We start from the raw sequence: 22,391 nt of genomic DNA, 5'->3' as shown, positions 1-22,391 counted from the left end.
TGAAAAAGAAATGAACTATGTTCTGGCATCAACTGTTGGAGCAGTCGGCATGGCGATTTTTGTGACAATCATGCGAATGAAAGCCGCCAAGAAACCAGCATCCGCCAAGAAAATCATTTTACCGCCTATCTTCATGAGCACAGGTGCGCTCATGTTCCTTTTCCCAATGTTTCGAGTACATTTTTTACAAATCATTGAGGCATTGATCGTAGGAATCCTGTTTTCCATCCTTCTGATTAAAACCTCCAAATTCGAAATCCGCGGCGAGGACATCTATTTGAAAAGGTCGAAAGCATTTGTCTTCATCCTGTTTGGTCTGTTGGCTGTACGAGTCGTTGCCAAACTTGTGCTAAGCAGTACAATTGATTTCGGCGAGCTAAGCGGAATGTTCTGGATTCTTGCATTTGGCATGATCGTCCCATGGAGGATCGCCATGTATATGCAGTTCAATAAGCTGAAAAAAGAATTACATGGAGACACCGTTAATCCAAATATGAATTAAGTGCAAACCCCCTAGCCAGTCTGGTGAGGGGGTTTTCTTTTATTGGTAAAAATGGATATTAATGTGATTTGTTGAATGGTATGATGAGTTGTAGTGGGGCTGTGATGGGGGACGTTTAGCTAAGCTATTAACCTACAAGGTGAAAAGCAAAATGGATTGTGGAAAACAGGGGGTAAGTATGTTAAACAAACAAGGCTTTGATTTATGGGCAGATGGTTATGACAAAACAGTCCAAATCAGTGAGGAGAATAACCAATATCCCTTTGCGGGGTACCGATTGATTCTCAATACTATTTTTAATAAAGTGATGGAAAGAGATGCAGCAAGGGTGCTGGATATTGGGTTCGGGACAGGTGTATTAACCTCGAAACTCTATGAAAACGGCCATTTGATAAATGGTGTAGATTTCTCCACTAGAATGATCGAGCTGGCCAGGGAGAAAATGCCGATGGCAAATCTGGTGGAAGGCGATATTGCTGACGGACTTCCAGAAGAATTGAAAATTGCGGACGGACTTCCAGAAGAATTGAAAATTGCGGGATACGACTTCATCATCAGTACGTATGCTTTGCACCACTTAACCGATGAAGCAAAAGTTGAGTTTATCAAGGAACTGCTGCCGTTGCTTGCTGAAGATGGGGAAATCCTGATAGGCGACATCGCTTTTCGTACGAGACAGGAACTGGAGGCTTGCAGGACTAATAGCCTGGAATTTTGGGATCATGATGAGTTTTATTTTGTGTTCGAAGAGCTTGAATCAATGTTGAGCGGAATCTGTTACTGTAAATATGAAGCGATTTCACATTGCGGTGGAGTAATAGAGCTTACACAGAAATAGATAGTGTTTATAAAGGAGGAGGTAACAGTTGAGCAATAAAAAAGGATTTTTCACGTTGATTCTGTTTCTTTTTATATGCGTTACCTCTTTTCCCACCATCAGTCATGCTTGTAAATGCGAATGGCCGCCGAGCGTCGAGGAAGAACTTAAAAGATCCGACGCAGTTTTTTCAGGGGAAATCACTCGTATAAAAAATGAGAATGACTATCGGAAAATCTTGTTCGAAATCGAGGAGACATGGAAGGGAGATTCGAAGACCCAGATCATACTCTATGATGAGGTGTCCAGTTGTTCCCTTGATTTCAGTGAAGGGGAGTCATATCTGGTTTATGCTTATATTGATTATAAAGGTGAATTGACGACCAATATATGCGACCGGACAAAGGAAATAGGCAACGCACAGGACGACTTAACCCACCTGGGAGCAGGAATGGCTCCAAAAGAGGAAGTGAATCTGGAAAAAGAATTTGAAGATTCTAGCTTTAGGTACATGTTTATTTGGCTACCAGTGTCGCTTCTATTAGTTGCCGCTGTATTCTATTTGATTAATAAATCCAGGAGATGACGGACAGGAAAAGCGGGAATGGCAAGATAAGTGACCGTCATGACCATTTTGAGGACACCATAAGCGCAGATGATCTAAGTATATCCGTATTGAGAGCGTCTCTATTAATGGAGACGCTCTTTTTCTAGTAAAAAAAGGGATATCATGAAGTGTTGTCGAAATTATGTTCTTCTAGCAAAATTCAGGAGGATATTATGGGGTACATAGAGGATTTGCGCAAGGTGGTTGGTAATCAGCCTTTAATTTTAGTCGGTGTCGCAGTAGCAGTCATAAATGAACAAGGTGACATTTTATTGCAGAAGCGTATGGATGGCCAATGGGGTGTTCCTGGTGGGTTTATCGAGTTAGGTGAATCCACTGAGGAAGCTGGCAGACGGGAAGTTTTGGAGGAAACAGGACTTGAAATCGGTAAGCTGGATCTGGTGGGTGTGTTTTCGGGTAAGCAGCATTATGTAAAATTGAAGAACGGGGATGAATTTTTCCCAGTAACCGTCGCATACATAACAAAAGAGATAATAGGCGGAGAACTTAGGGCAGATGGAGTTGAAACAACTGAAGCAAGATTTTTCTCAGTTCAGGAATTGCCTGATAGACTTAATCCTATTATTAAAAATTTGATTTTAAAAGAGAGGGATAAATAATGGATGCGACATTTCGCATGGAAAAAGCGGTGTTTAATTACAGGGTGGCCGCTATTATGATAGTAGACGACCACGTTCTGATTCATAGACAGGCACATGAACAACACTGGGCGCTGCCTGGCGGAAGAGTCGAAATTCTGGAAGATTCCCAGACGAGTATTGTGAGGGAAATGAAAGAAGAGTTAGGAATAGAGATAAAGGTAGATCGGCTGCTCTGGTTCACCGAGAATTTTTTCGGTTATAACAATAAAGATTATCATGAGATTGGATTGTATTATAAGGTTTCTCCTGTGAGTGGGAGCTTCGCCTTTAAAACAGAAGAATTCTTCGGTGAAGAAGGAGACCGACTTGTATATCAATGGGTGCCAATCAGCAAGTTGGAAAATATCCAGCTCTATCCAGAGTTTGTCAGGACCTCACTGGCAGAATTGCCGGAGACACAGCAGCATCTGGTAATACGAAAATATAGCATCAAAAAATAAGGAAAAGGTAATGTCTTTCGTATCACTACTATAAGTGACTATTTTTTGATATAGAAGTGATTAAGAATATGTTTAGAATGTATAGTGGTTACCGGGATACAGGAAAACAAGAAAAACAGGTCACCAATAGAGCCGATGAGAGCCCAAAAATCGTTAGATGGAGAAAAACAGGTCACCAATGAGGCCGATTGGCGCCCAAAAATCGTTGGATGGAGAAAAACAGGTCACCAATAGAGCCGATGGGTGCCCAAAAATCGTTGAATGGAGAAAAAAAAGGTCACCAATAGAGCCGATGGTTGCCCAAAAATCGTTGGATGGAGAAAAACAGGTCACCAATGAGGCCGATTGGTGACCTAAAATCGTGGGCTGAAGAGAAATAGGTCACCAATAAAGCAAATTGGCGTATTCGAATCTCTCTGTAACTGCTCAAACTATTATTTTCAAAGCTTCTAAAACCCGGGTTACATGCAGGTCGTCCTTCATTTGTTCGAGCGGGTGCCATTTCAACTTCGGTGAGTGTTTGATGGCTTCCGAGTTCGGGGGCGAATCCGAGCGATGGTTCTTGATCATTCAGCAAGCGTACTAAAAAGCATCGTTCTTCGCCGCCAGGGTATTGGCCGGTAAATAGATGTTCAACGACGTCGACATCTAATCCTACTTCTTCTTTTACTGCTCTTACAACTGCTTCTTCGAATGATTCCCCTTTTTCCAGGCCTCCACCTGGGAGTGTCCAGAAAGTTTTATCTGGGCAAACATGTTTGGTCATCAGGATTTGTTGGTCTTTTAAAATGGCAGCAAATGCTCTAGGTCTTTGCTTAATGCGATATCACTTCCCCTTGGAATAGTTTACCATAATTTACTTTGAAAGGAGAGAAAAATGGAGAATACAGACACAATCATTATCGGTGCTGGAATCGGTGGTCTTGCAGCAGCAATTGCTTTACAACAAATCGGCCATGAGGTAACGGTTTATGAGCGAGCAGCTGAACTGAAGGAGATGGGGGCAGGGATTGTGCTTGCTGCGAATGCGATGAAGGTGCTGGAAAAGCTCGGTGTCGCGGAGCAAGTGCGCCAGGCGGGAGCACCAGTGAAAAAGGCAGAAATCAGGACATGGGACGGGAAACTCCTTGGCAGTATGCCGGTACACGAACAGGCGAAACGATATGGTACATACAGTTATTTAATCTATCGTCCTGAGTTGCAGAGAATTTTATTTGAGCAAGCTGGACCCGAAAAAATAAAGCTGGCCAAAAAGTTTATAAAGCTGGAACAGAAATCTGAAAGCCTCACAGCCATTTTTGAAAACGTTGAGTCAGTGGAGTCAAAGCTCGTAATCGGTGCGGATGGAGCCAACTCGAGCGTAAGGGAATATGTAGCCGGAAGTTCCCCGCTTGTATATTCTGGATTTACTGCCTTCCGTGGAATTGCCCTTTTTGAGGATGACCGATTTCCAGTTGAACTTGGCGGCGGGTTTGAAGCGTGGGGAAAGGGAACACGATTTGGCTTTTCACATCTTGGGAAGGGTAAGGTGTTTTGGTTTGCAGCGATCAATTCTCCGAAGGGGAGCCTCAGTAAGCCGGAACAGCCAAAAAGATCTGTTCTGAAGCATTTCAAGGGGTGGTGGGGGCCGATTGAAGGAGTCATCCAGGCGACAGAGGATTCCCAAATTCTCGTTCATGAAATACTTGACCGAACCCCAATCAAGTGCTGGCATAAAGGAGGAGCTGTTTTGCTCGGTGATGCGGCTCATCCGATGCTGCCGAATTTGGGGCAGGGAGGGGCACAGGCTATGGAAGATGCTTATGTACTTTCTCGCTGTATTAAACAGTTTCCTGGCAATCTGGATTTTGCAATGTCACTATATGAACAATTAAGAGTCCATAGGGTGAACAAGATTGTGAAGGGATCAAGGATGATGGCCAGGATTATGCAGCTGGAAAATCCGCTGGCCATCACTGCAAGAAATCAACTTATGCGGGTAATGCCTGACAAGATAAAAATGAAAAGACTGGACTGGATTTTAGGTCATGAAGTGTAGTGGTCTAAACTGGTGATCGGCAAACAGATATCTATACCCTTGAAAAGAAGGAGAATATCCAATTTATGTAGAATGAGTTTTAAAAGGCGGAGGGCGTCAAATGGATACTAAACATGTTCGTACATCTGGTGCTTATATTTTATTCAATGGATATTTCCCCTTCCAGGTTGGTCCGACGAGAAAAGGGGACAAGCTTGGGATTGTCAGGTTGGGGGGACACCGGGAGAAGGATGAAACTGCCCCCGAAACGGCTATTCGGGAAGTCCTTGAAGAAGCCGCTATGGACATAAGGATCGTGAGTTCACCCACCACATATTTTAAAAGGAATTGGAATGAGCCTGCTGTAAAAATACTAGTGAATGAAGAGATTGCTCCCATCCTTATAAAAGGAAGTGACCCAGCCTCTTCAACAGCTATGTATCTAGCATATGCAGATACCGAGCCAGTACCATCAAACGAAACGAACGGGCTTTTATTGCTGACACCTGAAGACATACGATTTCTATGTTCAAATAAATTTACTTTGAATAATTTCATGGAACAAGGAGGCAGGGGCGTTCTCAAAAATGATTTAAATGGTGAACTTCTGCTTGAACCTTTTCCTCAGTTGTTATTTTTAGGTGAGCTCTTGGAAAAAGAATCGGACTTAATGGAGGAATTTTTTACTGGGGGAATTTAATCAATCTGGATTAAGTTAGAAAATTGATTCGGTTATGGTGTAAGTGCTTTTTGGAGGGGAGTTAGAGATGGAAAACTTCTTAGAAGAACTAATATATGATTTACAGAAGAAAAAGCAGGGACATATTTTTTACTATTTCAACGATAAAGAGTCATACATTCAAAATGCTTTTACTTTTATCGTATCAGTTATTAACAGTGGTTCACACATCATGCTGGTTGAGAATGACCGTAATTTACTGCTTTTGCAGGAGCAGCTGAACAAGCAGCTAAACGAGGATCAATGGAAGAGGCTGCACATATTGAACAATTTCGATTTCTACTACTCAAATAGGGATTTCCACGCCGAAACGATTCTTAGTTATTTCAAAAAAAATATTGAGCCGTTATTGGATACGAATGTACCTATTTGTACTTGGGGACTTGTAGAGTGGTCGGATGAAAAGAATATAACGGCTAACATCGAGAAATATGAACAGGAGTTTGACCAGTTTGTGAGGGAGAAGGGGATAATTTCTGTCTGTGCCTATGATGCTAAACGAACTCCTGAAAAAATGAAAGAAATACTAATGAGATGCCATGAAATCATGATGACTGACGATCAATATGTATACCTCGAAAGCCATTCAATATAACTATTGAAAAGCTGCCTTTTCGGCAGCTTTTCACCGTTAGGCAGGAATTTATTGGTGTTGTTTAGAATTATGGGATTAGAGGGGTGTTCATAATGATTTACGAAATGACGTATCAGGTAAGAGTGGGTGATTTTGCAGAGGGTCTTAAGTGGTATACGGCTCTCTTCCAGTGCGAACCGAAGTTCCAGCCTCATGCTGGATTTGCTGAGTGGGAAATTCTGCCGGGATGCTGGCTGCAGGTAGCGGAAGGAACGCCAACTGAAGGGAGCGGGCCGCTTCGGTTAGGTGTTCAGTCCATTGAGGATGAGATAGCCAGGATGGTCCAAGAACTGAATATGGAACAGTTTGAAATATTTTCGAGAGAAGAAGTTCCGGTGAGATGGACAACGTTCTCCGATCCGTGGGGGAATCGAATTGGATTCTTTGAGTATTTAGATGCTGAGGAAATGGATCAGAAGATAAATATGGTACAGGATGTTGTTTTGGGTAGAAATGAAATTTATTGAGTTTGGAATAGGTAATACTTGGCCAGTTCGTACTGAATTCGAGTTGGAAGAAGGTGCGGAGTATGAAGAAAAAGGAATCAAAGGACCAATCGATTTTCAATCTTTTTACATAAGAATTTGGCTGAGTCAGACGGTTTTCATAATGGATACCAAAGATGGTTTCAAGAAAATGAAGAAACGCAGGCGAAAATGGAAATTCATCATTGGCATCGTCAGCAAGTAAGCAGTTTGTCCGAAATCATGTTACGGATAATCTTCAGACACGTTCAACCTGAAGATTATCGTTCACTATCACCTATCACCTATCACCTATCACCAGTAAATACTGCGTGAAGTTCTGCGCTGGCTGTTATAAAGCAAGTCTGATGTTAAAAAGACACCCGCAGGCGGTATGGCAGTGGTGTTAACAGGCTGGCCTGTCAGAAAGGTATCAGTTGTGGCAATCCAGTTCCCTGATTCTCCAGCCTGCAGTGATGGTGGTTTCATGGTAAAGCGCCCACTCAACACCAAGTGGCGGACTCTGATGGCTGCATCATCATAGATGGTTAAGCTGCCTGTAAATGAAGCATACGGTGAATCGAACATAATTTGATTACTGTTTTCATCCCAGGTCCCCTGAATCGGTATCGGTGTTCCACGGAAATCAGCGGTTCCGATTATGGTATTGCCTGTAATGGAATTGATGGTAATGGTACCTCTTACGATTGGTCTGCCCGCAATATCAGCATCGATTCCCCAGCGCGAAGGTATTGGTAAAACTCCCTGTGAATTCTGTCTATATTGCAACACAATCTCTCCTTCTTGGTAAAATAAGGGTCATAGCCTAATAAGAAGTATATGCATAAAAAGAGGAAATGGGGAATGCAGCCATGAATAAGTGGCGGAGCATGCTGGTTCTTAACTTGAAAATTGGTTTTGATATTACGACACATACATCGACCGAAGTGGTGAACTTAAGATTGTTCTTGAAAAAGTATTATAGAGGTATATGAATGATAAATTATAAAATTTGGACTTTATGCATGATTCAAAAGGGTGATGAGGTTTTGCTTCTGGATCGACAGCACGATCACTTTAAGGGATATATTCCGCCTGGTGGGAAAGTGAACTTTCCGGAAAGCATTACGGATAGTGCAATCCGGGAGGTTAAAGAGGAGACCGGGCTGGATGTTTGGAATTTAAAGTATAAAGGTCTTTATGAGTACATAAATCCCGTTATGAATGACCGTTATATGATTTTCAATTACATAACAACAGATTTTGATGGCGAACTAATCCAGGATGCTCCCGAAGGAAAAGCAGTTTGGGTCAAAATTAACGATGCCTGTAAACTTCCGATGCAGGAATCAATTAGAAGAAGGTTCCCTCTATTTTTTGAAGAGGGGAGCTTCGAGATTCAGGTTACATGGAATAATGAAGAAAATAAAGAGGGAAACGTCTCAATTAAAGAAACATAGGGGTGCTGACTCATGACGGTGTCAGAAAGAGAAGCTGTGTCATTACGTTTTTACGAGTCTGATGATAAAAGTAAGTTATCCACTTACAGTTTGCTAGAGGAACAGATGAAGTACACCGCGCTTCCGATAGCAGCACTGGAAAAATGTGAGACGGAGCCAGATCGCCATCCAATCCTTATTTTATATGGAGAACAGCTTGCTGGTTTCTTTGTACTTCATGGCTGGGATGGAGTAAAAGAATTCAGTGAAAATAAAAACGCTATCCTATTAAGAGCCTATTCCATTAATACTGAGTTTCAGGGGAAGGGAATTGGGACTGAATCAATCAGATTACTGCCTTCTTTTGTGAAACAGCACTTTGAAAAAATAAATGAAATCATTTTAGCTGTAAATCATGGCAATATGATCGCCCAAAATCTATACAAAAAAGCTGGCTTTGTTGATCAAGGCAACAGGGTTATGGGCAGCCAGGGAGAAATGTTCATTTATCATATTGATTTAAGATAAAGTTTAATGACGAAAGGAGATTCTAACTATAATGGCGGAAATAAAACAGCTTCCAGAAGTAAAGTTAGTGGGTTTCCGGGTCTTATGTCCAGGAGAGCAATATATTGAAGAAATTCCTAAAGCTTCGCTTCGATTGGCCGATCGCCTTAGTGAAATAAAAAATGTGGTCAATCCCTCGTTTCAGTATGGAGCATTTATTGTAGATGCCCATTCTGAGGAGGAGGATGGGTATTGGGTTTGCGCTGAAGTTTCAGATTTTGATGAGGTCCCTGCCAGTTTTGACAAGCTAATCATACCTGCACAAACGTACGCTGTATGCAGACACAAAGGAGCAAACCACAAGATAAGGGATTCTTATGAGGAACTGCACAAGTGGATGAAAGAACAAAAGCATAAAAGATTAATGGATAAATGGCATATGGAAATTTTCCGGTCATGGTCCGATCCAGAAAATCTAGATGTTGAGCTTTGGGATACAGTTGCACAGTAAGAATAGTTTGAATCTTTTCTGCTATCTCAAACGTAATCATGATTACATAAATTAAAGGGAGCTCAATGATTTAAAGAGGCATTGAGAAGAGGGAGGTTCAGTATGGTCGAAGCGCCAGGGGATTTTATGTTCACGATAGGTCCTATTTTTATGGTTGTGATATTCGTAATTGTATTCGGTATGATTATTTTTTCCATTATTAAAGGAATTGGGACGTGGAGCAGTAACAATCAGGCTCCAAGGGTAAATGCAAATGCGAGAGTAGTCACAAAACGAACGAGTATACACGGCGGAGGGGAGACGCACGCTCATAATTCCTATTATGTTACCTTTGAATTTGACAGCGGGGATCGTTTAGAGCTTCAAGTCAATGGGCGGGAATACGGACAACTCGTTGAAGGCGATCATGGCGAATTGCAATTTCAGGGAACCCGCTATTTGGGCTTCACCCGTTTTTGTTTAGGAGAGTAAGAAGAACTGTATCCGCAGTTCTTTTTTTTATGGGCAAATTTCATATTTTGGGGCAATACTAAGTTAAAAAAGTAGGTGAGACTTTGCCACGGAAGTCAGCAGCAGCTCCTGAAGGAACGGAAGATACGGAAGTTGAGAAGAAAGAATCACCTGATAAAGAAAATGAGGTAGAAAGGCTGAACCGTTTGTTAGCAGCTGTTTTGGAGTATCTCTCAGATGACGAGGTAGAGGTCATTGATATTGAGTACTTACTCGAAAACACAGAGGGTTTGCGGGAATGGTGGGACCAATATCGCGAGAGGAACAGGAAAAAGATAGAGGAAGAAATTACGAATGCACTCGGGGAATTGTCGATCGAGGAGTTGGAAAGCCTTCGTGAAAAAATTAAAGGGAAATGATTCGCAAAAATGCACCATAGAAAATAGGGGAAGAAATTAGGTGGTTAGCAGTATGTATTGGGCGCCGTACCTCGCTCTGGTTATAAACCTTCTTATTATCTGGTTTATGCCAAAGCGTCTGACGAAGAAAGAAATCTATGTCACTTGGTTCGTGATAGCATTAGTAAATTTAAGTACTGATGTTCTTTTTGATTTGTATCTAAAATTATACGAATTAGGGGAACCTGGGGTCCAGCTCTCAGTGCATATTATTGAATTAACCCTTGGAGCTTCTTTTGGGATCATCTTCCTGAACTTCATGCCAAAACAGCTGCGGCCGTTCCTTATTTACTCCGCATTCTGGATGGTTATCATCATTCTATTCGAATTAATGATGGTCAGTGTGAAATTCTTAAATTACACAGGATGGCATCTTGGGTACTCCGTTGTGTTCTATATTGGCGCTCTTCTTTTTGTGAGGTGGCACTTATTCTTCTTAAGAAAAGGGTCTTGAGATTCTTCGAGTTGTGTGATACATTTAATGGCAATCAGGAGTGGATAATTATGGATTTTCAGGTTATGAGCAATTCGTTCTCACAATTACATCATCATTAAACAGCCTTGCTATTCGATTTTAAAATCGCAAATAGGAAGGCTATTTTTCATGAACCGTATGGATTAAGTTTACTAACTTCAATCTATGCGGTTTTTTATTTTTTAAAAAATGGAGGACTAAACAATGAAGAAAATGGATTACCAGAATGTAAGAGGGACTCAGGATTATTTGCCAGAAGCGGAAATGACCAGGAGGAAAATCAGAAGGACTTTGGAGGATGTGTTTATCCAATATGGCTGCAAGCCTTTAGAGACCCCGATTCTAAATTATACGGAGCTAATGGCTTCAAAGTATGCAGGCGGGGCGGAAATACTCGAAGAAATGTACACTTTATCCGATCGAGGCGGGAGAGATTTGGCTTTGAGGTATGACCTCACGATCCCGTTTGCAAAAGTAGTAGCGATGAATCCAACTTTGAGGATGCCATTCAAAAGGTATGAAATCGGCAAGGTGTTCAGAGATGGACCGATCAAGGCTGGCAGGTTCAGGGAGTTTACACAATGTGATGTCGATATTGTCGGGGTCGAATCACAGATTGCCGAAGCGGAATTAATGATGATGGCGCTGGACGCTTTTTCAAAGCTAAGCGTGGAGGTAAGAATCCAGTATAACAATCGGAAATTGCTGACGGGCATGCTTGATGTATTTAGTACCCTTGGTGAGAAGCTGAACAAAGTCGTGCTGATCCTTGATAAGCTTGAAAAAATTGGCCTGAAAGCTGTTGTCGATGAACTGTCTGGGCAGGGGCTGGAGAAGTCGACAGTTGAGTTCATAAAACAATTCCTCACTGATGAGAAAAATAGGAACTTCGCTTATTACGAGCCGTTTGCAGAAAATGAACAGGTAAAACAAGGGTTGGCAGAATTAAAGGAGCTTGATGAATATTTGAGATTCCTTGGAATCAGTGAAAAATGCATTTTCAATCCTTTTTTGGCGAGAGGATTGGAAATCTACACAGGAACAATTTATGAAATATTCCTGGCAGATCAAACGATAAAATCAAGCATCGGCAGTGGAGGCAGATACGATAATGCGATTGGCGGCCTGATTGGTACCGGTGAAAGCTTTTCCACGGTTGGGATATCGTTCGGACTCGATGTGATCTATACGGCAATGGAGCAGAAAAAAATCAGCACGAAAGCTGAAACGGATTATTATATCGTCCCACTCAATACCGAAAAGCAATCACTGGCAGTAGCTCAGACACTACGGAAAAAGGGGTACAAAGTAGAAGTGGAATTGGGAAAAAAGAAGCTTGGCAAAGCCATGGAAAAAGCAAACAAAGAAGGATTTCCGAACCTCATCATCATTGGTGAACAAGAGGTAAGGCAGAAGCAATATAAGGTGAAAAACATGGCGACGGGGGAAGAATCCTATTTGGCATTTGACTAGCAAATGCTTTGTGAATTTCGAGAAATAAATGGAAAAAAATAGATAAAAAGAAGGGTAAATAAAACGAATAGAGAATTTCTATTATGAAAGGGGTGAAGCAGTTTTGAAAAATCAATTGATCAGGGTGGGAACAGTTTACATACCTGTAAGCGACCCAGCTCTTTCGGCAGAGTGGTATAAGGGGAAGTTAGGCGCAAAATTGAATTTCCTGGACGAGGAAAAAGCCATTTTGGATATAGCGGATATCAGCATTTTTTTGGTGAAGTCAGCGGATCAAAGCTCCAATTTTTTTGACGCAGAAGGGGTGGAACGATTTGTGCTTACTTATGAAGTCAACGGTTTGGGCGCCTTGCGTTCTCTGCAAGCAGAATTAAAAGAGCACGGAGTAAAGGTTGGAGAAATTGAAAACCGAGGGCATGCTGGACGGAACTTTGTCTTTTGCGACCTGGACGGCAACAAGTTTGATGTCTGGAGTGAACTTAGCAAGGATTATAGACAGCCTGTATGAAAATATTGAACTATGTTCTTATCACATTATTCCTTCTGTTCAATTTCCCCGATATAGCGTATGGAAAGCCGGCTGGAGGTTTTGTTGTCTATGATGGGAACCGTTATATGCTCAGTGATGAATATGTTACCGAAGTTGAGCGGAATATTGGGAAAGTCACCATGTATTCTGATGATGAAAGTCACGATTATTACGGGGATTTTTCCAATTTCTATCCAGAAGGAACGAACTATTACTCAATAAAAGGTATCAGTACGGATGAAGCGATCGCGGTCGAAGATAACGGCAAATATCGGAAAGCGACTTGGGATGGGAAAAGCTTCGGCCCCAGGTATCACCCATTTACGATTCCGTTCCTGCTAATGGTCGGTCTTGCCGTGTTTATGTGGGCCGTCTGCCCTAAAAAAAAGAAAAAGCAATAATGGAGGATGTCATGAAGTTTGTTCTACTATTTGGCCCGCAGGCTGTCGGCAAAATGACAGTCGGGCACGAGCTGGAGAAAATCACAGAGTTAAAGCTGTTTCACAACCATATGACGATCGAACTGGTGAATCCTTTCTTCGACTATGGTACGAAGGAAGGAAAGAGACTGGTGGGATTGTTTCGCCAGGAAATTTTTGAAGCGATGGCCAAAAGCGATCAGTACGGATTGATTTTTACCTTTGTCTGGGCATTCGATCTAAAGGCAGACTGGGATTATGTGGACAGAGTTTGCGATATATTTGAAACTCAGGGTGGTACGGTGTACTTCGTTGAGCTCGAAGCGGATTTAGAGGAAAGGCTTGAAAGGAACAAAAGCCAACACCGTCTGGAACATAAACCTTCAAAGAGAAACGTTGATTGGTCGGAGCGGGAATTGGTGTCTTCCATGGGCCGATACCGGTTGAACTCTTTAGAAGGGGAGATTACGCGAGAAAACTATCTTCGGATTAATAATACAAGTATGAGTGCAGCAGATGTTGCACAGAGAATTAAAGAGCATTTTAAGCTGTAGTGAGGAGGGTTGGGATGAATAAACAGATGGCGCTAGAGGACGTATTGGGAGAGGTTGTCAGTATTGAAAAATTGCCTGAGCAAGGCTGCACCTCCGAAGTGAGCAGGGTTGTTACCGAAAGTGGTACCTATTTGCTGAAAAGCGCTTTTAAGCAGAAGTATCGTGAATGGCTGAAGGCCGAGGCCGCTGTGCTGCAAAACCTGTCTGAAAAGTTAATTCCTGTACCGGAATATCACGGTTTTTATGAAGAGAAGGAGAGCAGTCACTTAATCATGTCTTTTGAACAAGGAGTGACCTTGACTGCAGCATTGAGAGCTGCTGAAACACAAACAGAAAAAATAAGCCTGATTCGCAGTTTTGGGCGATTGCTTCAAAAGCTTCATGAAGGGGAGCTGATTTTTCAATGTGAAGGTGACTGGCTTGACCGACAGCTGGCGAGAGCGCAGGTTTACGCGGAGAGCGGTCAATCGGACGGCAATCTTGAATTATTGGAACAATTGAAATCCAGTAGACCGGCAGCTGTCAAACAAACGATGATTCATGGCGATTGTACGACGGATAATGTATTGGTAACCGATGGCGAAGTCCGTATGTTCATTGACGTAGCTGGCATGACGGTTGGTGATCCGCGTTATGATGAGGCGCTTGCAATTGGCAGATTTACCGGAAATAGTGAATGGATGTCTGCTTTTTATGAGGGCTATACCCGCTATAAAATCACTCAAGCAGAATTAGAGTATTTTAATGATGGACTCTATGAATTCTTTTAAGTAGGAAGGAATGTGTTTTATGTGCCAGGTGTTGACGAAGGAATTTAAAATCGTAGGTGCGAAAAAGTACGGCGCTTTTGTAGAGTATGCACAGCTAGTTCCAGAGGCAGCGCGACAATTTTTACAGCGCGCAGATGAAATCGAGAACAGTACAGGGATAGAAGTGACCGTTTATGAGCCAAAAAGGGATGAGACCCATAAAGAGGGAACATTTTATGTAGGCATACTGGTCAACGAAAGGGTGGCAAGCCCCCCGGAAGGGATGGAATTTCTTGAGTTTCAGTACTCTTATGCAACAATTAAAGGCAAGGAATCCGATATGGGGAAATTATATTCTCAGTTGGATGGGTGGATAGAAGCTCAAAAATATACGAGAAACAATAATTTTATTATTGAAGTCTATCATCCAGAAGAGCTGGTTGAAATTTACATACCTATAGAAAATGCATGATTCTACAAAATCTCCCAAAACTCGAAGTGGACTTACTATGAACCTATGACTAAAATTAGAGTATTAGTGCCAGCCAGGAGGGTTCACATGGAGATTGTTATGGATGAATCATCACTCTACAAAAACCTTTTTTTGAATATAACTTATCCTGTTATTTTGTTGGAAGTAGTCGATCAAAAACGAGGCGAATACCGATTTAATGACATGAACGAGGCCGCGTGCAAACTTCTGGATTTTTCAAAAGAAGAGTTGCTGAAGAAGGATATTCAGTTCTTTTTAAAGAAAATTAGTGCGAAAGTGAGAAAAAGGATCAAGAATCTGCTTTTCTCTGACGGAGAATTTTCCACCATTCTTGAGTTGCCTGATAGGAACAATCAAATGGTAACAGTTGAAATGAATTGCTCTTTGAATAGGCAAGGAGAGAGACAGTTCATTTTTTGTATGCTGAAAAGGTATAAGGAGCCTTGCTGTTTCCATGAAATGCTTTCAGAGGAAAATGCTTATTTGCATACCATTTTCAATACTGTCCAATCACTGGTTGTCATCCTGGATCAAGAGGGCAGGATCTATAATTGGAACGAATATGCAGAAGAAATGACCGGTTATTCTTTGGAGGAGGTACAGTGCAGGCCATTCTGGGAATTCCTTTTGGAGGAGGAAGAGCGGGAACGGATCGTTTCTAGCTATAAGCAAGGCTATATTCCAAGTGAATATGAAAACTACTGGATTATGAAGGATGGCCAAAAGCGTTATATCAAATGGAAGAGTGTTGTCCATACGGATTATATTATCTCTACAGGAACGGATATAACTGAGCAGGTTCGGTCCTATAACGCCCTGGAAAGAAGCAAGGAAAAGTACCGTACACTCGTATCTTCGATGGATGATCTTGTTTTTACTATTGATCAGTCCTTGACTATTACAAGCGCGTTTGGGAAGTGGATGGAAACGAACGGATTCACAAAGGAAACCTTTGAAGGAAAAAAGGTTGGCGAGATCTTTATAGATACGAATCTCCAGGAAGAACAATGCATGAAAACGCTCGCTGGTGAATCTGCGGAATTTGAATGGGAATTGAATCTAGAGGGCAGGACGCATTATTTTCACAGCATTCTGTCACCTATCATATTAAAAAATAATGTAATTAATGAAATAGTCAGCGTTACCCGAAATATAACGGATAAGAAAAAGTTGGAGGAGCACCAGAAAAGGATTTACGAAGCCGTTACCAGTGGTGTATTGGTCCGTGACCAGAGTGGCCGAATCGTAATCGCAAATAAAAATGCAGCCGACATTTTAGGATATCCAGAAGACGAATTGGTTGGGATGTACTCGGTCAATGATCAGTGGAACAAAGCTAATGACAGTGAAGACAAGCTGCTGGATGTGGAACACCCAGCAATTAGTACATTGCGGACAGGGGAGGCCATCAACAATTTGGAACTGGCGATTTATAATCCGGCCAGGAATGAGCAGAGACTGATTCTCATGGATACTCGTCCAATCTTTGAATTGAACAACTCTGGAAAAGTAGAATATGTCCTTTCGACTTTTCATGATATCACTGAAAAGAAAGAGATGGATTTCCTGCTGCAGCAATCAGAAAAGCTTGCTGTCATCGGACAGCTGGCGTCAGGAATCGCGCACGAAATCCGCAACCCTCTTACGGGAATAATGGGATTCCTGAAGCTGATCGATGAGAGCACGGAAAAAGAAAAGCTTGTTGACTATTTGCCAGTTATCAAGCATGAATTGAACCACATTCATCGGATTACCGAAGAATTCATTGAGCTGTCGCTGCCGAAGGATCCAGTGTGGACAGATGTGGATTTGGAGGGTTCGATTGGCGCAGCTTTGGAATTCCTGAAAACCGAGCTGGAGTTTAATCAGATTCAGGTTTCGATTGAAAGAATTGCTGATGGTCCTGCTAAGTTATGGGGAGTGGAAGAGCAGCTTAAGCAACTGTTTATCAATCTTTTTAAAAATGCAGTTGAAGCGATGGAGTTGGGCGGAAGGCTTGATGTGAAGATTGAGAAGAATAGCGAAGCCTTGAAGATCAGCGTGGTGGATGACGGGAAAGGGATTAGCCCTGAGCGGCTTAAGCATCTGGGAGAACCTTATTACTCGATCAAGGAGAAGGGAACGGGCCTAGGATTGATGCGCTGCTTTAAAATCACTCACGACCATAAAGGCAAGATCGAATTTTTTAGTGATACAGGCCAGGGGACCAAGGTTGAAATAATATTGCCAGTGGAGTCTAGATAGACTCCCTTTTTTTAGGGATGGAGGAAGTATTCTTTGGAATATAGAGGCTCTTCAGCATATGAGGACACACAGTTTTTCGAGAATTTCATGAAAAGAAGGAACCGGGCAGAAAGCCCAAATAACGTGATAGAAAAACCTGTCTTGGAAGAATTGATGGGGAATGTGGCAGGTATGAAGATTGCGGATTTAGGCTGCGGTGACGCTGAGATTGGTGTGGAGCTGCTGGAAAAAGGATGCGGGGAATATTGTGGAGTGGAGGGCTCCGAAAATATGGCACAGGCTGCAGCGGAGAAATTATCTGGTACAACTGGAAAAGTGCTGCGGGTTTCGATGGAGGAATGGGCCCCTTCGGCTGAAGAATATGATATCGTCATTTCGCGGATGTCACTGCACTACCTGGCTGATTTAAGAAGTGTTATTAAGAAAGTTCATGCAGCACTGGCGCCTGGCGGGAAGTTTGTTTTCAGCGTTCAGCATCCCATCCTGACAGCTTCTGCAAAAAGTGCCGAAGCTTCCGGCAAGAGGTCAGACTGGATCGTCGATGATTATTTTGATGTTGGAGAGCGCGTGGAGCCATGGATCGGGAAGAAAGTGATTAAATATCACCGGACGATAGAAGAATACTTCCGATTGCTGCGGGAGGCTGGCTTTAAGGTGGAGGATTTGCGGGAGGGAACACCGAACCCCTCGCTTTTCAGCAGTCCGGACGAGTACGAAAGGCGTAAGAGGATTCCGTTGGTGCTGGTGTTTTCTTGCGGGAAGTAATAGTTTTGGCTGGATTTTTTCTGGGATACTTTTGCCTTATTTCTACAGGGAATATCATGGGAAAGTTTACAAAATAGACGATTTTCTTTTAATCTAGCTTTACATTGCTATGTTAAAGTGAAGATGTAAGGGACTCTTAAAATAAGGAGTGTTGACGATGGTTTACAAAGTCTTCATAAATTTCTTATTGGTCTGTACCCACTTCTATCTACTTTAACAAAAAAGCTTTAACAAATTTCGGCAATGTACTCAATCTTTTTCTTTTATTATAAATACTAGGATGGATAGCAAGTGTGGCTATCATGGCAATCGGCGAAGGTGGGGCCGGTTGTTTTTTTGGTTTTGGCAGCTCTATTCATCTTTTTCAGAAGAATACCTCTTCTTCCCATAACTGCATTAATGCTATCTCTTCTCTTCTTTGAAAGCTCTAGACTTCTTCCTTTCAGCATAAGTAGCAGTACTATCTTCTTATCTTAAAAATAGTGAATTTATTGAGAATATTGCCTAGCCTTCGCCAATACAATGATAAAACCACCAAATTTCAGTCAGGAGGTGAAGGTATGTCTCAAAAGCATTATGCAATTTTACTGAAAGCTTTAGGTCTAGCCGTGTTCCTTGTGCCCCTTTTTATGAAAGGTATGGGATATATTGCGACGATCTCTGCTGCGACGATGATTTCGTTGATTGTCCTTGGGGTGATTCTGCTGATCATAGGGAATGTTTTTGAAGCGAAAGCGATGCGTGCAGGTGCTAATTTTGACGGAAAAAAAGAGGGGAAATGATAAAAACGAGTTCCAGCGATTGAAACTCGTTACTTTTTCAAGGTTAAAATGAACCATACCAGCAAGTAAAGATAGCCCGCAATGGCGAAAATCGCCCACAGCGCTCCTTGCATGAACTCCCTCGCTAAAAATTCGAATTCATTCATTTCCATCGGCCTGCCGATACTATTAATCAAACTGACCATCGGAACAGAAATAATAAGAAGGATGGCAATCATCGACATTGCGATCCTTCTTTTCTTGATCACACTGATGATTGCTATGATAAACAGAATCATTAAAAACAAATAAAAAACGACCCAAAGCCAGATTTCACTCATGTAAAACACCTCCCAAGTTATTCTATCAGAAAGTTGTTAGATTGTGGTAAAATTGGCATGAGGTGATCATGTGGTAGTTATCAATATTTGGTTGACGGTTATTTTAGCGGCAGCCGTACTGGCGGCAATCTGCGCCTGGCTGAATACGAGAATCATCATGAAAGATTTGGCAATCATTAAAGCGAAGCTTGGAATCAAGGAAGAGCGACCACCATCAGCTTTTGATGATGATTTAGATAAGAATTAAGGTGAAAAACAGTGACAAAAATACATATTATCGGCGGTCCTGGGAGCGGGAAATCCTACATTGCAGGGAAACTTGCAAAAATGCTGAAGGTGCCGGCGCACGACCTGGACAACCTATTTTGGGACAATGAGTCTGAATATTACGGATCCCAAACCCCACCTGCTAAAAGGGCGGAAAAGCTTGCAGCTGTGCTGGTGCAGGAAAAGTGGATCATTGAGGGCGTTTATTTCAGCTGGCTGGAGGAAAGTTTCCGGCAGGCTGATTATATTTTTATCCTGAAGACGAGTGTTTATGTCAGGGACTGGCGAATCATCAAGCGCTTTATTTTACGAAAAATAAAGCTGGCACCTGTATCAAGGAAAGAAAATATCAAGTCACTGATTGACTTGCTAAAATGGAATCATCAATACGACGGCTCAAATTTGGTCAATGCGATCAAACTGATGAAACCGTATAGAGACAAGGTCATCATCCTGACCAAAAATGATGATGTATTCAAGCTTTTTCGAAAGAGAAAAAAGGTCTCTTAATGCGAGTGGAGTTCACTCGTGTTTTTTTATGAATACTAATGAGGTGGAAGATGACTATTAAGGGGATTAACCATTTTTTATTTTCTGTATCTGATTTAGAAAGATCGATTGATTTTTACAGGAATGTTTTTGATGCGAAGTTATTAGTAAAAGGGAAAAGTACCGCTTACTTCGATTTGAACGGTATGTGGCTCGCACTTAATGTCGAGAAAGACATACCTCGTCAAGAAATACATCAGTCATACACACATATAGCTTTTACAATCGATGAAGGCGATTGGGACAAAATGAATGCCAGGTTAAAAGAGTTGGAAGTAAACATATTACCTGGACGGGAACGGAATGAAAAAGACAAAAAGTCGATTTATTTTACAGATCCAGATGGACATAAATTTGAGTTCCACACCGGAACACTTAAAGATCGAATGGACTATTACAAACAAGAAAAAACATATATGGAGTTTTTTGATTAATTCATGTACATAAATTTCATTGATTTGAACATCCTAATGACGAAACTTTTATTAGGAGGTCAAAGGATGAAGCTTTTTCAACGTTTGTCATTTTTGTTGGTGGGAATCGCGTTAATCACTGGTTGTACGATGAGCAATGGGGCAAGAGAAGGTGCGAACAATCGTGACAATAACAACGCGACTGTTCAAAACTATGATGGAAACAGAATGAACAACAATGGTGCAAGGGTCCAGAATACGGACAACGATTCTAGGATGCGTGTTGCTGACAAAGCACAGGACAAAATCGTAGCGATGGATGAAGTAAGAAGCGCTAATGTCATTGTGACAAACAGGAATGCTTACGTTGCTGTTGTTTTGGAAAATGGCGAACGTGGTGAGGTTAGAAGAGATATCGAAGAAAAAATCTCTGATCAGGTGAAATCAACTGACCAGGATATCCAAAATGTGTACGTATCAAGCAATCCTGAATTTGTTGAGCGAATGAGAGGCTATGGTGACCAGCTTCAGGGCGGCAGACCGGTGCGCGGCTTGTTCGAGGAATTTGGCGAAATGGTTGAGAGAATATTTCCTAATGCCCGCTGATATGAAGGGAGCCTGACAGGTTCCCTTTTTCTATTCATAAAAACCCTTGGCCATTGGCATGCTAAGAGGAAAGGTGGTGGATTTTATGAAAATGAAAAATAAATTGGCTCTTGGCCTGATTGCATCTTCTTTCGCGGGGAAGGTCATGGAGAACATGAAAACGAAGGACAACGTAAGTCCGAACACAGAAACCACATTCAATCTGTACAAAGATACACCAGTCATTTCCGAAAGATCATATATCCATCACTTCGCTTCGGTCATAGGCAGCGTGGAGATTAAGGAAGAAGTTTTCGTCGCCCCTTTTGCCTCTATCCGAGGGGACGAAGGGCTGAAAATACATATTGGCAAGTTTTGCAGTATCCAGGATGGTGTCGTCATCCATGGTTTGAAAAATTTTGAGTTGGGAAGCAATGTTGTGCAGAATACGGTATTCAAGGACCGTTTTCCGTATTCTGTACATATAAGTGAGAGCTGCACACTGTCACCTCAAAGCCAAATCCACGGTCCAGCCAGATTGGATTCCAATGTGTGGATTGGTATGCAGTGCCTTGTGTTCGATTCATTTGTTCAGGAAAATGTCGTGCTTGAGCCGGGTGCCAAGGTGATCGGGGTGACGATTCCTAAAAACAGATACGTGCCAGCAGGCATGGTTGTCACAACACAGGAAGAGGCGGATCAGCTTCCTGTTTTAAATGGGAAAAATCGATACTTTGAACTGAATGAGAAGCTGGTCGATACGAACAGGGAACTTGCTCTTGGATACAAAGGGGATCAAAAAGAATGGAAACATTGATGGAGATTTTAAAGGTATATGGAAGAATCGTGACGGTCATCCCCTGGCTGCTGATTGTGACCCTTTTTATGGGTAAAAGATCAATTGGCGAGGTGCCGGTATTCGATTTCCTGATTATCATTGTGCTGGGAGCGGTCGCGGGGGCTGATATCGCAGACCCGGATATTCCGCACTTATATACTTTTTTATCGATATCCGCCATTGGGCTGCTGCAAATCATAGTCTCTAAATCAAAACTAAGCCATCGACGTTTTGGAAAATTGATTACGTTTGAGCCAACCATCGTGGTTAGGGACGGCACGTTTTTAATGGGGAATATGAAAAAAATCAGGTATTCTCTTGATAATATCCTGCAGATGCTCAGGGAGAAGGACGTGTTCGATGTCAGTGAGGTGGAAATGGCGATTGTCGAGCAAAACGGAAAACTGACTGTGAGTAAGAAGCCGCAAAAAGCTATGGTCACCAAAGAGGATCTGGGCCTGAAAAAAATTTCTTCAACGATTGCCTATCCGGTTATCGTCGAAGGGAAGGTGGATCAAACCGTCTTATCGCAGCTGGAACTGAGTGAAAAATGGCTTAGGGAAGAGCTTCAGAAGAAAGGCCTGCAGCTGTCGGATATCTTTTTCGGCTCCGTCAACGCTCAGAATGAATTGCACGTATCCCTCAAAAACGGCACTAAGAAATTCACTCCTGAAATCAACCATTAAAAA

Annotated in this window: 34 protein-coding genes; 31 read left to right on the top strand and 3 right to left on the bottom strand. The window is 42.1% G+C overall.

Translation table 11 applies throughout. The annotated features are described in order from the left end of the window. Positions 1 to 10: 10 nt before the first annotated feature. The 5 genes from EJA10_RS04295 (at position 11) to EJA10_RS04275 (ending at position 3,028) form a co-directional block, all read left to right on the top strand. Positions 11 to 502 (top strand): CcdC family protein, encoded by a 492-nt coding sequence (locus EJA10_RS04295; RefSeq protein ID WP_125478758.1) that lies wholly within the window; start codon positions 11 to 13, stop codon positions 500 to 502. Positions 503 to 680: 178 nt separating this feature from the next. Further along, a complete protein-coding gene (locus EJA10_RS04290; protein ID WP_125478757.1) occupies positions 681 to 1,340 on the top strand; it encodes a class I SAM-dependent methyltransferase in 660 nt (219 codons plus the stop codon). Between the two features lie 28 nt (positions 1,341 to 1,368). Then, positions 1,369 to 1,905, top strand: a complete 537-nt coding sequence (locus EJA10_RS04285) for a hypothetical protein (protein ID WP_125478756.1) — start codon at positions 1,369 to 1,371, stop codon at positions 1,903 to 1,905. A gap of 194 nt (positions 1,906 to 2,099) precedes the next feature. Beyond that, positions 2,100 to 2,546 carry an NUDIX hydrolase gene (locus EJA10_RS04280; RefSeq protein WP_125478755.1) on the top strand — a complete coding sequence of 149 codons (447 nt, stop codon included), beginning with the start codon at positions 2,100 to 2,102 and terminating at the stop codon, positions 2,544 to 2,546. Then, positions 2,546 to 3,028, top strand: coding sequence for an NUDIX hydrolase (locus EJA10_RS04275; protein WP_125478754.1), 483 nt, complete (start codon positions 2,546 to 2,548; stop codon positions 3,026 to 3,028). Before EJA10_RS04280 ends, EJA10_RS04275 begins: the two co-directional genes overlap by 1 nt. A 277-nt stretch (positions 3,029 to 3,305) precedes the next feature. Here the strand turns inward: EJA10_RS04275 and EJA10_RS04270 are convergent, their stop codons facing one another. Beyond that, the gene (locus tag EJA10_RS04270; protein WP_125478753.1) at positions 3,306 to 3,794 is read right to left on the bottom strand and encodes an NUDIX domain-containing protein; all 489 of its coding nucleotides are present in this window, start codon (positions 3,792 to 3,794) and stop codon (positions 3,306 to 3,308) included. Positions 3,795 to 3,905: 111 nt separating this feature from the next. Here EJA10_RS04270 and EJA10_RS04265 point away from each other — a divergent pair, with 111 nt between their 5' ends. From EJA10_RS04265 to EJA10_RS04245, 5 genes are all read left to right on the top strand, one after another. Then, complete coding sequence (locus tag EJA10_RS04265; protein ID WP_125478752.1) at positions 3,906 to 5,066, top strand: FAD-dependent monooxygenase; 1,161 nt, start codon at positions 3,906 to 3,908, stop codon at positions 5,064 to 5,066. Positions 5,067 to 5,166: 100 nt separating this feature from the next. After that, positions 5,167 to 5,745 carry an NUDIX hydrolase gene (locus EJA10_RS04260; RefSeq protein WP_125478751.1) on the top strand — a complete coding sequence of 193 codons (579 nt, stop codon included), beginning with the start codon at positions 5,167 to 5,169 and terminating at the stop codon, positions 5,743 to 5,745. Between the two features lie 67 nt (positions 5,746 to 5,812). Beyond that, a complete protein-coding gene (locus tag EJA10_RS04255) occupies positions 5,813 to 6,379 on the top strand; it encodes an MEDS domain-containing protein (RefSeq protein ID WP_125478750.1) in 567 nt (188 codons plus the stop codon). 92 nt (positions 6,380 to 6,471) lie between these two features. Then, positions 6,472 to 6,885: a VOC family protein gene (locus EJA10_RS04250; protein ID WP_125478749.1), complete on the top strand. Its 414-nt coding sequence runs from the start codon at positions 6,472 to 6,474 to the stop codon at positions 6,883 to 6,885. After that, entirely contained in the window at positions 6,872 to 7,108 is a 237-nt protein-coding gene (locus EJA10_RS04245) for a DUF3977 family protein (RefSeq protein WP_125478748.1), read from the top strand. Before EJA10_RS04250 ends, EJA10_RS04245 begins: the two co-directional genes overlap by 14 nt. An 89-nt stretch (positions 7,109 to 7,197) precedes the next feature. On the opposite strand, the gene EJA10_RS04240 is transcribed toward EJA10_RS04245, so the two are convergent. Beyond that, positions 7,198 to 7,674, bottom strand: coding sequence for a hypothetical protein (locus EJA10_RS04240; RefSeq protein ID WP_425462063.1), 477 nt, complete (start codon positions 7,672 to 7,674; stop codon positions 7,198 to 7,200). A 203-nt stretch (positions 7,675 to 7,877) separates the two neighbouring features. Between EJA10_RS04240 and EJA10_RS04235 the strand changes: the two genes are divergently transcribed. The 15 genes from EJA10_RS04235 to EJA10_RS04165 all read left to right on the top strand — a co-directional run bounded on the left by EJA10_RS04235 (position 7,878) and on the right by EJA10_RS04165 (position 18,730). Then, positions 7,878 to 8,342, top strand: a complete 465-nt coding sequence (locus EJA10_RS04235) for an 8-oxo-dGTP diphosphatase (RefSeq protein WP_211340526.1) — start codon at positions 7,878 to 7,880, stop codon at positions 8,340 to 8,342. Positions 8,343 to 8,354: 12 nt separating this feature from the next. Beyond that, on the top strand, positions 8,355 to 8,849 hold the full coding sequence (locus EJA10_RS04230) for a GNAT family N-acetyltransferase (RefSeq protein ID WP_125478746.1): 495 nt from the start codon (positions 8,355 to 8,357) through the stop codon (positions 8,847 to 8,849). Positions 8,850 to 8,880: 31 nt separating this feature from the next. Next, complete coding sequence (locus EJA10_RS04225; RefSeq protein ID WP_125478745.1) at positions 8,881 to 9,339, top strand: GyrI-like domain-containing protein; 459 nt, start codon at positions 8,881 to 8,883, stop codon at positions 9,337 to 9,339. Positions 9,340 to 9,441: 102 nt separating this feature from the next. Further along, positions 9,442 to 9,810, top strand: coding sequence for a DUF2500 domain-containing protein (locus EJA10_RS04220; protein ID WP_125478744.1), 369 nt, complete (start codon positions 9,442 to 9,444; stop codon positions 9,808 to 9,810). An 83-nt stretch (positions 9,811 to 9,893) separates the two neighbouring features. Next, on the top strand, positions 9,894 to 10,208 hold the full coding sequence (locus EJA10_RS04215) for a hypothetical protein (RefSeq protein ID WP_125478743.1): 315 nt from the start codon (positions 9,894 to 9,896) through the stop codon (positions 10,206 to 10,208). Between the two features lie 52 nt (positions 10,209 to 10,260). Continuing rightward, on the top strand, positions 10,261 to 10,701 hold the full coding sequence (locus tag EJA10_RS04210) for a hypothetical protein (protein WP_125478742.1): 441 nt from the start codon (positions 10,261 to 10,263) through the stop codon (positions 10,699 to 10,701). Between the two features lie 225 nt (positions 10,702 to 10,926). Further along, positions 10,927 to 12,195, top strand: coding sequence for a histidine--tRNA ligase (locus EJA10_RS04205; protein WP_125478741.1), 1,269 nt, complete (start codon positions 10,927 to 10,929; stop codon positions 12,193 to 12,195). 103 nt (positions 12,196 to 12,298) lie between these two features. Continuing rightward, positions 12,299 to 12,703 carry a VOC family protein gene (locus EJA10_RS04200; protein ID WP_125478740.1) on the top strand — a complete coding sequence of 135 codons (405 nt, stop codon included), beginning with the start codon at positions 12,299 to 12,301 and terminating at the stop codon, positions 12,701 to 12,703. Further along, positions 12,700 to 13,125: a hypothetical protein gene (locus EJA10_RS04195; protein WP_211340525.1), complete on the top strand. Its 426-nt coding sequence runs from the start codon at positions 12,700 to 12,702 to the stop codon at positions 13,123 to 13,125. Before EJA10_RS04200 ends, EJA10_RS04195 begins: the two co-directional genes overlap by 4 nt. 11 nt (positions 13,126 to 13,136) lie before the next feature. Continuing rightward, the gene (locus EJA10_RS04190; protein ID WP_125478739.1) at positions 13,137 to 13,697 is read left to right on the top strand and encodes an AAA family ATPase; all 561 of its coding nucleotides are present in this window, start codon (positions 13,137 to 13,139) and stop codon (positions 13,695 to 13,697) included. A 14-nt stretch (positions 13,698 to 13,711) separates the two neighbouring features. Further along, positions 13,712 to 14,467, top strand: a complete 756-nt coding sequence (locus EJA10_RS04185; RefSeq protein WP_125478738.1) for a phosphotransferase — start codon at positions 13,712 to 13,714, stop codon at positions 14,465 to 14,467. A gap of 19 nt (positions 14,468 to 14,486) precedes the next feature. Beyond that, positions 14,487 to 14,918 (top strand): GyrI-like domain-containing protein, encoded by a 432-nt coding sequence (locus EJA10_RS04180; protein WP_125478737.1) that lies wholly within the window; start codon positions 14,487 to 14,489, stop codon positions 14,916 to 14,918. 87 nt (positions 14,919 to 15,005) lie between these two features. Next, complete coding sequence (locus EJA10_RS04175; protein ID WP_170169061.1) at positions 15,006 to 17,183, top strand: PAS domain-containing protein; 2,178 nt, start codon at positions 15,006 to 15,008, stop codon at positions 17,181 to 17,183. A 33-nt stretch (positions 17,184 to 17,216) separates the two neighbouring features. Then, a complete protein-coding gene (locus EJA10_RS04170) occupies positions 17,217 to 17,948 on the top strand; it encodes a class I SAM-dependent methyltransferase (RefSeq protein ID WP_425462062.1) in 732 nt (243 codons plus the stop codon). A 560-nt stretch (positions 17,949 to 18,508) separates the two neighbouring features. Beyond that, positions 18,509 to 18,730, top strand: a complete 222-nt coding sequence (locus tag EJA10_RS04165) for a hypothetical protein (protein WP_125478735.1) — start codon at positions 18,509 to 18,511, stop codon at positions 18,728 to 18,730. A gap of 29 nt (positions 18,731 to 18,759) precedes the next feature. On the opposite strand, the gene EJA10_RS04160 is transcribed toward EJA10_RS04165, so the two are convergent. Next, positions 18,760 to 19,050, bottom strand: coding sequence for a hypothetical protein (locus tag EJA10_RS04160; RefSeq protein WP_125478734.1), 291 nt, complete (start codon positions 19,048 to 19,050; stop codon positions 18,760 to 18,762). Positions 19,051 to 19,120: 70 nt separating this feature from the next. On the opposite strand from EJA10_RS04160, the gene EJA10_RS23240 reads away from it, so the two are divergent. The 6 genes from EJA10_RS23240 (at position 19,121) to EJA10_RS04135 (ending at position 22,388) form a co-directional block, all read left to right on the top strand. Continuing rightward, positions 19,121 to 19,297 (top strand): hypothetical protein, encoded by a 177-nt coding sequence (locus tag EJA10_RS23240; RefSeq protein WP_170169060.1) that lies wholly within the window; start codon positions 19,121 to 19,123, stop codon positions 19,295 to 19,297. Between the two features lie 11 nt (positions 19,298 to 19,308). Then, complete coding sequence (locus EJA10_RS04155) at positions 19,309 to 19,827, top strand: P-loop NTPase family protein (protein ID WP_125478733.1); 519 nt, start codon at positions 19,309 to 19,311, stop codon at positions 19,825 to 19,827. A 50-nt stretch (positions 19,828 to 19,877) separates the two neighbouring features. After that, positions 19,878 to 20,300 carry a FosM family fosfomycin resistance protein gene (gene fosM, locus EJA10_RS04150; protein ID WP_125478732.1) on the top strand — a complete coding sequence of 141 codons (423 nt, stop codon included), beginning with the start codon at positions 19,878 to 19,880 and terminating at the stop codon, positions 20,298 to 20,300. A gap of 66 nt (positions 20,301 to 20,366) precedes the next feature. Further along, a complete protein-coding gene (locus EJA10_RS04145; protein WP_125478731.1) occupies positions 20,367 to 20,885 on the top strand; it encodes a YhcN/YlaJ family sporulation lipoprotein in 519 nt (172 codons plus the stop codon). 85 nt (positions 20,886 to 20,970) lie between these two features. Then, positions 20,971 to 21,681 carry an LbetaH domain-containing protein gene (locus EJA10_RS04140; RefSeq protein ID WP_125478730.1) on the top strand — a complete coding sequence of 237 codons (711 nt, stop codon included), beginning with the start codon at positions 20,971 to 20,973 and terminating at the stop codon, positions 21,679 to 21,681. After that, positions 21,669 to 22,388 carry a DUF421 domain-containing protein gene (locus tag EJA10_RS04135; RefSeq protein ID WP_125478729.1) on the top strand — a complete coding sequence of 240 codons (720 nt, stop codon included), beginning with the start codon at positions 21,669 to 21,671 and terminating at the stop codon, positions 22,386 to 22,388. Before EJA10_RS04140 ends, EJA10_RS04135 begins: the two co-directional genes overlap by 13 nt. Positions 22,389 to 22,391 lie beyond the last annotated feature (3 nt).

The sequence above is a fragment of the Mesobacillus subterraneus genome (genome assembly GCF_003937825.1).
GTDB lineage: Bacteria > Bacillota > Bacilli > Bacillales > Cytobacillaceae > Mesobacillus > Mesobacillus subterraneus.
The sequence above is the reverse complement of the archived record's forward strand: the minus strand, read 5'-3'. Positions and strand labels throughout refer to the sequence as shown.

What these genes read in the sequence shown, in the direction of transcription:
- EJA10_RS04270 (WP_125478753.1), bottom strand. Translation starts at nt 3,794, where the DNA reads ATGACCAAACATGTTTGCCCAGATAAAACTTTCTGGACACTCCCAGGT.
- EJA10_RS04140 (WP_125478730.1), top strand. Translation starts at nt 20,971, where the DNA reads ATGAAAATGAAAAATAAATTGGCTCTTGGCCTGATTGCATCTTCTTTC.
- EJA10_RS04195 (WP_211340525.1), top strand. Translation starts at nt 12,700, where the DNA reads ATGAAAATATTGAACTATGTTCTTATCACATTATTCCTTCTGTTCAAT.
- EJA10_RS04275 (WP_125478754.1), top strand. Translation starts at nt 2,546, where the DNA reads ATGGATGCGACATTTCGCATGGAAAAAGCGGTGTTTAATTACAGGGTG.
- fosM (WP_125478732.1), top strand. Translation starts at nt 19,878, where the DNA reads ATGACTATTAAGGGGATTAACCATTTTTTATTTTCTGTATCTGATTTA.
- EJA10_RS04260 (WP_125478751.1), top strand. Translation starts at nt 5,167, where the DNA reads ATGGATACTAAACATGTTCGTACATCTGGTGCTTATATTTTATTCAAT.
- EJA10_RS04175 (WP_170169061.1), top strand. Translation starts at nt 15,006, where the DNA reads ATGGAGATTGTTATGGATGAATCATCACTCTACAAAAACCTTTTTTTG.
- EJA10_RS04220 (WP_125478744.1), top strand. Translation starts at nt 9,442, where the DNA reads ATGGTCGAAGCGCCAGGGGATTTTATGTTCACGATAGGTCCTATTTTT.
- EJA10_RS04235 (WP_211340526.1), top strand. Translation starts at nt 7,878, where the DNA reads ATGATAAATTATAAAATTTGGACTTTATGCATGATTCAAAAGGGTGAT.
- EJA10_RS04205 (WP_125478741.1), top strand. Translation starts at nt 10,927, where the DNA reads ATGAAGAAAATGGATTACCAGAATGTAAGAGGGACTCAGGATTATTTG.
- EJA10_RS04250 (WP_125478749.1), top strand. Translation starts at nt 6,472, where the DNA reads ATGATTTACGAAATGACGTATCAGGTAAGAGTGGGTGATTTTGCAGAG.
- EJA10_RS04145 (WP_125478731.1), top strand. Translation starts at nt 20,367, where the DNA reads ATGAAGCTTTTTCAACGTTTGTCATTTTTGTTGGTGGGAATCGCGTTA.
- EJA10_RS04245 (WP_125478748.1), top strand. Translation starts at nt 6,872, where the DNA reads ATGAAATTTATTGAGTTTGGAATAGGTAATACTTGGCCAGTTCGTACT.
- EJA10_RS04210 (WP_125478742.1), top strand. Translation starts at nt 10,261, where the DNA reads ATGTATTGGGCGCCGTACCTCGCTCTGGTTATAAACCTTCTTATTATC.
- EJA10_RS04295 (WP_125478758.1), top strand. Translation starts at nt 11, where the DNA reads ATGAACTATGTTCTGGCATCAACTGTTGGAGCAGTCGGCATGGCGATT.
- EJA10_RS04160 (WP_125478734.1), bottom strand. Translation starts at nt 19,050, where the DNA reads ATGAGTGAAATCTGGCTTTGGGTCGTTTTTTATTTGTTTTTAATGATT.
- EJA10_RS04265 (WP_125478752.1), top strand. Translation starts at nt 3,906, where the DNA reads ATGGAGAATACAGACACAATCATTATCGGTGCTGGAATCGGTGGTCTT.
- EJA10_RS04280 (WP_125478755.1), top strand. Translation starts at nt 2,100, where the DNA reads ATGGGGTACATAGAGGATTTGCGCAAGGTGGTTGGTAATCAGCCTTTA.
- EJA10_RS04290 (WP_125478757.1), top strand. Translation starts at nt 681, where the DNA reads ATGTTAAACAAACAAGGCTTTGATTTATGGGCAGATGGTTATGACAAA.
- EJA10_RS04255 (WP_125478750.1), top strand. Translation starts at nt 5,813, where the DNA reads ATGGAAAACTTCTTAGAAGAACTAATATATGATTTACAGAAGAAAAAG.
- EJA10_RS04190 (WP_125478739.1), top strand. Translation starts at nt 13,137, where the DNA reads ATGAAGTTTGTTCTACTATTTGGCCCGCAGGCTGTCGGCAAAATGACA.
- EJA10_RS04225 (WP_125478745.1), top strand. Translation starts at nt 8,881, where the DNA reads ATGGCGGAAATAAAACAGCTTCCAGAAGTAAAGTTAGTGGGTTTCCGG.
- EJA10_RS04230 (WP_125478746.1), top strand. Translation starts at nt 8,355, where the DNA reads ATGACGGTGTCAGAAAGAGAAGCTGTGTCATTACGTTTTTACGAGTCT.
- EJA10_RS04185 (WP_125478738.1), top strand. Translation starts at nt 13,712, where the DNA reads ATGAATAAACAGATGGCGCTAGAGGACGTATTGGGAGAGGTTGTCAGT.
- EJA10_RS04165 (WP_125478735.1), top strand. Translation starts at nt 18,509, where the DNA reads ATGTCTCAAAAGCATTATGCAATTTTACTGAAAGCTTTAGGTCTAGCC.
- EJA10_RS04180 (WP_125478737.1), top strand. Translation starts at nt 14,487, where the DNA reads ATGTGCCAGGTGTTGACGAAGGAATTTAAAATCGTAGGTGCGAAAAAG.
- EJA10_RS04135 (WP_125478729.1), top strand. Translation starts at nt 21,669, where the DNA reads ATGGAAACATTGATGGAGATTTTAAAGGTATATGGAAGAATCGTGACG.